The sequence below is a fragment of the Actinacidiphila sp. bgisy160 genome (assembly GCF_057707815.1).
The window spans coordinates 1-7,837 of record NZ_JBYIQW010000104.1 but is presented as its reverse complement, the minus strand read 5'-3'; the positions used below and the strand labels follow the sequence as shown (position 1 = coordinate 7,837).

The 7,837-nt window shown below is 72.9% G+C and carries 8 protein-coding genes and 1 pseudogene; 3 read left to right on the top strand and 6 right to left on the bottom strand.

All coding sequences use genetic code 11. The features are described 5' to 3' along the window. Nucleotides 1-49: 49 nt before the first annotated feature. Entirely contained in the window at nt 50-907 is an 858-nt protein-coding gene (locus AC3EUJ_RS36655) for an aldo/keto reductase (protein WP_431969247.1), read from the bottom strand. Between the two features lie 181 nt (nt 908-1,088). Between AC3EUJ_RS36655 and AC3EUJ_RS36650 the strand changes: the two genes are divergently transcribed. Then, entirely contained in the window at nt 1,089-1,964 is an 876-nt protein-coding gene (locus AC3EUJ_RS36650; protein ID WP_431969246.1) for a LysR family transcriptional regulator, read from the top strand. A 219-nt stretch (nt 1,965-2,183) separates the two neighbouring features. Further along, nucleotides 2,184-2,486, top strand: a pseudogene (locus tag AC3EUJ_RS36645) (ABC transporter); the annotation flags it as partial. A gap of 28 nt (nt 2,487-2,514) precedes the next feature. Here AC3EUJ_RS36645 and AC3EUJ_RS36640 read toward each other — a convergent pair. Next, nucleotides 2,515-2,943, bottom strand: a complete 429-nt coding sequence (locus AC3EUJ_RS36640) for a TIGR03668 family PPOX class F420-dependent oxidoreductase (protein ID WP_431969244.1) — start codon at nt 2,941-2,943, stop codon at nt 2,515-2,517. Nucleotides 2,944-2,972: 29 nt separating this feature from the next. After that, nucleotides 2,973-3,797, bottom strand: a complete 825-nt coding sequence (locus AC3EUJ_RS36635; RefSeq protein ID WP_431969242.1) for an LLM class F420-dependent oxidoreductase — start codon at nt 3,795-3,797, stop codon at nt 2,973-2,975. Nucleotides 3,798-4,099: 302 nt separating this feature from the next. On the opposite strand from AC3EUJ_RS36635, the gene AC3EUJ_RS36630 reads away from it, so the two are divergent. Next, complete coding sequence (locus AC3EUJ_RS36630; RefSeq protein ID WP_431969240.1) at nt 4,100-4,942, top strand: aldo/keto reductase; 843 nt, start codon at nt 4,100-4,102, stop codon at nt 4,940-4,942. 16 nt (nt 4,943-4,958) lie between these two features. On the opposite strand, the gene AC3EUJ_RS36625 is transcribed toward AC3EUJ_RS36630, so the two are convergent. The 3 genes from AC3EUJ_RS36625 to AC3EUJ_RS36615 all read right to left on the bottom strand — a co-directional run bounded on the left by AC3EUJ_RS36625 (nt 4,959) and on the right by AC3EUJ_RS36615 (nt 7,782). Further along, entirely contained in the window at nt 4,959-5,612 is a 654-nt protein-coding gene (locus AC3EUJ_RS36625) for a TetR/AcrR family transcriptional regulator (protein ID WP_431969238.1), read from the bottom strand. A gap of 509 nt (nt 5,613-6,121) precedes the next feature. Then, complete coding sequence (locus AC3EUJ_RS36620; protein WP_431969236.1) at nt 6,122-6,847, bottom strand: hypothetical protein; 726 nt, start codon at nt 6,845-6,847, stop codon at nt 6,122-6,124. 275 nt (nt 6,848-7,122) lie between these two features. Next, nucleotides 7,123-7,782: a hemerythrin domain-containing protein gene (locus AC3EUJ_RS36615; protein ID WP_431969234.1), complete on the bottom strand. Its 660-nt coding sequence runs from the start codon at nt 7,780-7,782 to the stop codon at nt 7,123-7,125. Nucleotides 7,783-7,837 lie beyond the last annotated feature (55 nt).

Here is a 7,837-nt window from a genome sequence, read left to right as displayed (position 1 = left end):
TGCGGGGGGGGGGGGGTGCCCCCCCCCCCCGCCCCGGCACACGGCTCTGTCAGACGGCGTCCAGCTCCGCGATCTCCTCGGCGGTGAGCACGAGTTCCACCGCGGCCACCGAGTCGCGGATCGTCTCCGGACGGCTGGAACCGGGGATCGGGATCACGTACGGGGACTTGGCGAGCATCCACGCCAGGCACACACGCTGCGGGCTGACCCCGTGGGCCTCGGCGACCCGGGCGAACGGCGCGTAGGACGAGCCGAGTTCGCCGGCCTGGGAGATGCCGCCGAGTGGGCTCCACGGCAGGAAGGCGATGCCGAGCCGGTCGCACAGCTCGAGCTCCGGCTCGCTGGAGCGGAACGCCGGGGAGAACTGGTTCTGCACGGAGACCAGGCGGCCGCCCAGGATCTCGTCGGCCTGCCGGATCTGGTCCGGGTTCGCGTTGGAGACGCCGGCCATACGGATCTTGCCCTCGTCGAGCAGGTCGCGCACCGCGCCGACGGACTCCGCGTACGGGACCTTGGGGTCGGGGCGGTGGAACTGGTACAAGCCGATGGCCTCCACGCCCAGCCGGCGCAGCGAGTCCTCACAGGCTCGCTTGATGTGCTCGGGCGAGCCGTCGAGGGTCCAGCGGCCGTCGCCGGGGCGCAGGTGGCCGCCCTTGGTGGCGACGAGGACGTCGGAGCCGCGCCCGTGGGACGCGAGCGCCTTGGCGATCAGGGTCTCGTTGTGGCCGACCTCGTCGGCCCGCAGGTGGTAGGCGTCCGCGGTGTCGATCAGCGTGACACCGGCGTCGAGCGCCGCGTGGATGGTGTCGATGGACCGTGCCTCGTCCGGCCGGCCCTCGATCGACATGGGCATGCCGCCCAGGCCGATCGCGCTGACATCGGTGTCGCCGATGCGGCGAGTCTGCATGTGTCCGTGGCCTTTCTCGGCTTACGTGCCGGCGCGAGCGTGCCGACTGCGTACTGATGGCGTGCCGGCACGGCCGGGAACGTGCCGCGGCCGTGCGGGCACGGGGTCAAGCCTGGTCGGAGCTGCACCCACACGTCCAATAGAAGAAAGCGAACGCATTCAGGAGCTAGGCTTCTGAATCATGGAGCTTCGCCATCTGGAGTACTTCGTCGCGGTCGCGGAGGAGCACCACTTCACCCGCGCCGCCGAACGCCTCATGATCTCGCAGTCGGGCCTGTCCGCCTCCGTGCGCGCCCTGGAGCAGGAGCTCGGAACGCCGCTGTTCGTGCGCAGCACGCGCAGTGTGGAGCTGACCGCGGCGGGCCGGGCCCTACTGGACGAGGCCTGCCGCACGCTGGCGAGCGTGCGGGCCGCGAAGGAGGCGGTGGCGGCGGTGCAGGGCCTGTTGCGCGGTGTGCTCACCATCGGCACCGAGCAGTGCCTGGCCGGCATCGACGTGCCGGCGCTGCTGGCCCGCTTCCGCGCCCGGCACCCGGGCGTCGAGGTCCGGCTGCGGCAGGCCGGATCGGCGGCCCTGGTGCAGGACATCATCAGCGGCCGGCTCGACGTGGCGTTCACGGCCCTGAGCGGCGAGGCGCCCGAGGGGGTGCGGCTGCGGCCGATCACCCGGGCCCCGATGGTCCTGCTGTGCCATCCCGGGCACCGGCTGGCCGGGGCGGACACGGCGGGCTGGGCGGATCTCGGCGGCGAGGAGTTCGTCGACTTCCACCCCGACTGGGGCGCGCGCGGGCTCACCGACCGGGCCTTCGCCGCGAACGGCGTGCAGCGCCGGGTGGCCCTGGAGGTCAACGACGTGCACAGCCTGATCGACCTGGTCCACCACGGGCTGGGCATCGCCGTCGTGCCGCGGCCCATCGCGCGCAAGGAGCACGCCGCGGGACTGCGCACCGTGACGCTGGCGGGCGCCGAGGACCACGTCTGGGAGGTGTCGGCCGCCCTCCCCACGGAGGACCGGGTCTCCCCGGCCGCCCGCCAGCTGCTGTCCTATTTGCCGTGACGTGACCTCCCGCGCCCGCGCCGAAGGCCCCGCCGGACCGGCGGGCATCGGCACCGGCGCGCACACTGGTGCCGGGGGCGCGCGGCACGCCCGGGTGCGCGGCGCTCGCGAGCACGACCTGCGCGACATCGACGTGGACGTCCCGCGGGACGCGCCGGCCGTGTTCACGGGCGTCTCCGGTTCGGGCACGTCCTCGCTCGCGTCCGGCAGGATCCACCCGAGCTGCAGCGCGGCCGCCGCGGGCACACCGTGTACCTGCTGGACGAGCTCACCACGGGGCCGCACCCGGCCGATGTCGAACTGCTGATGCGGCAGTTGCACGGGCTGGTGGACGCCGGGCGCTCGGTCCTCGTGATCGCGCACGAGATGAGCGTCGTGTCGGGTGCCGACCGGATGATCGACCTGGGTCCCGGCGGCGGGGACACCGGAGGCGGGGTCGTCGCCACCGGGCGGCCCACGGAGGTGGCGGGGGCGGACGGGAGCCGTACGGCGCCCTATCCGTCGCGCCGGCTGACGGGCTGACCGCTCACCGCCCGGCCCGCCCACCGGCTCACACGGCCCGCCAGCCGCTCCAGCGCCGTACGGAGATCTCCACCACCGGGCCTCCGGGCGGACGGCCGCAGTACTGGGGGTACTTGGCGGTCAGCAGGGCCACGAGGCGGGCGGCCGCGGCGGATCCGCCGGCCGCGGGCAGGACGCGGGCCGTGCCGTCGGCGCGGGCCCACCACAGCACGTCCCAGTCCTCGTCGTAGTGGTCGGCGAGGAGGCAGACCGACCGGTTGGCGTCGATGTTGGCCAGGCGTTTGAGGTGCGTGGTCCGTTTGGGTTTGTGGTCCACGGCCAGCGCGACCGTGTCGCCGTCCACGGCGAAGACCACCGGCACCAGGTGCGGCACTCCGGCGGCGTCGGCGGTGGCCAGGTGGGCGACGCGCGCGGCGGTGAAGCGCCGCCGCGCCTCGCCGCTCGTCAGGGCCGGCATCCGGCCCTCCCCTCGTCGTGGCCCGCCGGTCAGCGGAAGCGGCCGGCGAGCGCGGCCAGTCGGTCCAGGTGCTCCAGCGTCTCCCCTTCGGGCAGCGTCGGCAGGTAGAGCAGCACCCGTTCGACGCCGAGTCTCCGGTAGGCCTCGAGTTGCTCGCGGTCGCCGCGGACCCCGTAGACCGTCACGGGCACGTCGCGCCCCGCGACCTCGCGCAACCGCGCGATGCGCGGGCCGAGATCGTCCGGCGCGTCGCTGTTGGCGAGCCAGGCGTCGCCGAATTCGGCGACCCGGCGGAACGCGCCCTCGCCGCCGCCGACGTAGATCGGCGGGTGCGGCCGCCGCACCGGCTTGGGCCAGGCGAAGACGGGGTCGAAGTCGACGAACCGGCCATGGAACTCGGCCTCGTCCGCGGTCCACAGCTCGCGGATCGCCCGCAGGCGTTCATTGGTGAGCAGGCCGCGCGTGGCGGGGTCGGCGCCGTGGTTGCGCATCTCCTCGCGGTTCCAGCCGACACCGACACCGAAGACCGCGCGGCCGTCGGAGACCAGGTCGAGGGAGGCCACCTCCTTGGCCGTGTGGATCGGGTCGCGCTGCGGGATCAGCGCGATCCCGGTGCCCAGCAGCAGGCGCCGGGTGACGGCGGCGATCACGGCGAGGGCGACGAAGGGGTCGAGGGTGCGGTAGTACATCTCCGGCAGCTCGCCACCCCCGGGGTAGGGGCTCTCGCGCCGCACCGGGATGTGGCTGTGCTCGGCGATGAACAGCGAGTCGAACGCCCGTTCCTCCAGGGCGGTTCCGAGCGGGGCGGGGCGGATGCCCTGGTCGGTGATGAAGGTGGAGATCCCGATTTTCACGACGGCTCCGTGGGTTGCGGCGGTGAGGGGTCGGCCCCGCTGTGCTCCCTACCCCGCCCGGGGGTCCGTGCGCCCACGACCACCCGGGCGGAGCACCGCGCCGGGCCCCGCCGCGCCGGACCGGCGCCGCGCGCCGCGGCGGTGCGCGGCGCCGCCGAACTCCCGGGATCCGCCCGCCCCCACCCGCCGTTCACCGGCAACGTCCGCGCGCCGGGGGCGAGTAGGATCCGTCGCCGTCCACCGAGTTGCACGACCGGATGCGGGGTGGTGGCCTGAAGGTGTGTCGTGCCGGGGAGGCAGGGATGGCGGCAGCGTCGATGCGTACGGTCCGGCTGTCCTCGAGGGACGTCCCCGCGCTCGGCCAGGGCACCTGGCACCTCGGTGTGGACCCGGGCCGCCGCCGCGAGGAGATCGCCGCCCTGCGGCTCGGCCTGGACCTGGGCATGTCGATCGTCGACACCGCCGAGATGTACGGCGACGGCGCGGCGGAGGAACTGGTCGGGGAAGCCGTCGCGGGACGTCGTGCCGAGGTCTTCCTCGTGAGCAAGGTGCTGCCCCGGCACGCCGACCGCCGTGGTGTGGTCGCGGCCTGCGAGGCGAGCCTGCGGCGGCTGCGGACGGACATCCTGGACCTGTACCTGCTGCACTGGCGGGGGCGGCATCCGCTGGAGGAGACCCTGGCAGGATTCACCGAGCTGATGGCCGCCGGCAAGATCCGCACCTGGGGGGTCAGCAACCTGGACGCCGCGGACATGGCAGAACTGGTCGCCCTCCCGGGCGGGTCGGCGGTCGCGGTGGACCAGGTGCTCTACAACCTCACCCGGCGCGGCATCGAGTGGGACCTGCTCCCCTGGTGCCGGCGCAACCGGGCCGGCGTCATGGCGTACTCCCCCGTCGAGCAGGGCCGGCTGCTGCGTTCCGCACCGCTGCGGGCCGTGGCGGACGGCCTCGGCGCGACGCCCGCCCAGGTGGCACTGGCGTGGGTGCTGGAGCAGGGCGTCGCGGCGATCCCGCGCTCGGGGCGGCCGGAACACGTGCGCGAGAACCGCGCCGCGGCGGACCTCCGGCTTCCTCCGGACGCGCTGGCGGCGCTGGACGCGGCCTTCCCGCCGCCCGGCGGACCCGTCCCGCTGGAGGTGCTCTGAGCCGCGCCGTGCCTGGTCAGCGGGCCGGCGGCGCGGGTGCGGGTTCCGGCGCGGACGCCGGCGCGGGTTGCGGTGCGGGGGCCTCGAGGAGCCGCTCGATGCCCAGGTCGAGGGCCGCCTCCAGGTGCGTGAGCGAACCGGTCGACATCAGGATCGAGACCCCGCCCTGGATGCCCGCGAGGAGGGCGGCCGCGGCGCGGTCGGCGTCCAGTCCCGGGGAGATCTCCCGCTGCTCCTGCATGACCCGGATGCCGGTGGTGATCTGGGCCTGCCACGACGCGAGGAGTTCCCTGGTGACGGCCTGCGCGCCGGGCGTGGCGGGGTTCAGCTGCGAGGTGAGCGTGCCGAGCGGGCACCGCTGCCCCTGCCGTCGGTAGCGTTCGACGACCGCGTCACGCCAGTCGTGCCAGGCCTGCCAAGAGGTGAGCGCGCCAAGGTGCGGCTGCTGGTCGGACAGGACCCGGCCGGCCTCGTGCCGCGCCACGGCGAGCAGCAGTTCCTCCTTGCCGCCGGGGAAGTAGTGGAAGATCTGGCTCTTGCTGGTGGCCGTGCGGGCGCGGATGTCGTCCAGGGTGGTCTCGGCCGCGCCGCGCTCACGGATCTCCTCCGCGGCGCCCTCGACGATGCGTTCCCGGGTGGCGGCGCCCTTGGCCGTCAGTCGTGCCTTCATGTCACCATCCTGCCACTTTCTGGACTTGGAGGTCCATTTTTCAGGTGGCGCCTTGCCCGCTCCCAGCCGGTCCACGGAGAAAGTCGCGGCAGCTGACCCAGCGACTCACCGGGCGGACGGCCCTGGTCACCGGCTCCACCACGGGCCTCGGCGCCGCCATCGCGGCGGCCCTGGCCGCCGATGGGCTCCCCGGACTGCGCCGACCTGTCCCCCGGCATGCTCACGGCCTGGGGCCGGTCGCCGCACCAGGCGTGCCGCCGCCCAGGGGCGCGGGAGGGCATCACCCGGCCGGCCCCCCGTGACATGCGGGCGCGCGGGCCCACGACGAGGCTGGGCGGTGGTGTAGTCGGAGGGCTCCGACTCTCCCCGTCGCAGCCCTCATCGCCATGAGTCGGGCCCCTGCCGCAACGACGCGGCGGGGGCCTGCGGCGTGCTGAGGGAGCCTTCCGCCAGGAGCGCCCCGAGCCGGCGCTCTTCGGCAACGGCACTCCTCCCTGCGGAGTGCGGCCCTACCGCGTGCCCTCGGTGAAGATGTCACTGTGCCCGCTGAAGATGACGATCTTCTCAATCAGATCCCCATTGAGGTGGAGGACCTCGGATCCCAGCGCCCTCTTGCTTCCCGGGAAGCCGAAATCCCAGCTCCAGTGGATGAATTCCTTGTTCTGAAGGTGGCTCACGAGCCGGCCGCTCAGGGGCGGGGCCTTGCGCTGCACGACGCTGATGTAGTCGTTGATGGCATCTCGCCCCGCGAAGACATCCTCGGGCTCCATGATCTTGATGTCCTCGGTGTAGATCTCCTCCATCGCCTTGGCGCGCTCGGCCGCATCCGGGATCATCCAGACCTCCAGGTGCTTGGCGATGAGCACCCGGGCGCGGTCCGACCCACCGGTCAGGGACAGGTGGAGCCGGGAGATCCGCCCCTCGGCGTCCAGGGAGACGGAGACATGGCCGTTTCCGCAGGACCCGTTGCCCTGCAGGTCCAGTCCGGCCTGGCTCCACTTGCCGGTGATGGAGCCGCCGGCCTCCACGGAAGCCGTCCAATGGTGCTTGGACTCCTTCCACTTGGCCACCTGGTCCCGGTGGAAGTCGACGGCCGGCTCCCGGCCCTGGACCATTTCCCCGCTGTGCATCAGCAGCACGTTCTCCGCGAGGATTTCACGGAGGTCTTCCAGGGCGGACCGGTCATTGTCGGCCGCGTTCACGATCTCGAAATAGCGGTCAAGTACTGTCGTCATGCTTGGGTTCCCTTGTTGGTGGCACATGCCCAGATGTGCACTTGTCGTTGGAAAAGCGGATTCCGCGTCTCTTCCCTCTTCGCGGCCAGTGCCACGGAGCGAAGGAAGTCGAGCGAGGTGGTGAAGGCGACCCGGCTCGCCTCCCGGTTTGCGAGGCCACCGGCGAGATGCTGGTGACCACGACGTCGTCGGCCGGGGTTGTACAGGCGACCGCAACGGTGAGGTCGCCCGTGGTCGTGGCGTCCGCCGCGTGACGGCTGTCCGACGGAGGGAAGTCAGGCGCCGGTGTCGCGCAGGATCCGCAGGTCGCCCGTCGCCTGCAGACTCTCGAGCAGCGGTTCCACTTCCCGGGGTTTCCCCACCTCGTCGAGGAAGCCGACCATCAGGTCTCGGGCCACGGGCGGTGTGGTCGCGATGACCCGCTGCGCGAAGTCCTGCCATTGCGCGGGGGTGATGTGCTCGCGGAGCGCGGGGAAGAGGAGCGGCTCCTCATGGGCCAGGTGGTCGTGCACCGTGTCGCGCACTGCGGCGGCCGCGTCCCTCAGTGCGGCCCGCACTCCGTCCGCCCCGGCGCCGTCGCCGAGGCCTGCGCCGGCGGCCTCACCGGCCCCGTCCGCGACCTGGCCGCCGCTCAGGTTCACCGAAGCCAGCAGGTCGAGGGCCGCGTCCAGTCGCTTGTGCTCCTCGCTGAGCGCGGCGAGACCGCGCTCAGCGGCCGACGCCGCCGCGACGATCCGCGGCCACAGCTCGTCGTCCTCGGCCTCGTGGTGATGGCGCAGGTTCGCAACAAGGAAGTCGCGCAGCTGTGCCAGGGCGCCGATCGGTACCGAGGGGCGGACGGCCGCCTCGGCCAGCAGGGTGGTGGCCACGCGGTGGACCTGATGGACACGCCAGGTGTCAGTGACCGCCTGGGAGTCAGACGCATCTTCCGTCATGGAGTGGACCATATTCACGAGATGCCTCTATAGTCAATACGGTGACCACTCGGAC

Excerpts from the sequence above, each read along its gene's own strand:
- AC3EUJ_RS36630 (WP_431969240.1), top strand. The coding sequence starts at position 4,100 with ATGGCGGCAGCGTCGATGCGTACGGTCCGGCTGTCCTCGAGGGACGTC.
- AC3EUJ_RS36640 (WP_431969244.1), bottom strand. The coding sequence starts at position 2,943 with ATGCCGGCCCTGACGAGCGGCGAGGCGCGGCGGCGCTTCACCGCCGCG.
- AC3EUJ_RS36615 (WP_431969234.1), bottom strand. The coding sequence starts at position 7,782 with ATGACGGAAGATGCGTCTGACTCCCAGGCGGTCACTGACACCTGGCGT.
- AC3EUJ_RS36650 (WP_431969246.1), top strand. The coding sequence starts at position 1,089 with ATGGAGCTTCGCCATCTGGAGTACTTCGTCGCGGTCGCGGAGGAGCAC.
- AC3EUJ_RS36625 (WP_431969238.1), bottom strand. The coding sequence starts at position 5,612 with ATGAAGGCACGACTGACGGCCAAGGGCGCCGCCACCCGGGAACGCATC.
- AC3EUJ_RS36655 (WP_431969247.1), bottom strand. The coding sequence starts at position 907 with ATGCAGACTCGCCGCATCGGCGACACCGATGTCAGCGCGATCGGCCTG.
- AC3EUJ_RS36620 (WP_431969236.1), bottom strand. The coding sequence starts at position 6,847 with ATGACGACAGTACTTGACCGCTATTTCGAGATCGTGAACGCGGCCGAC.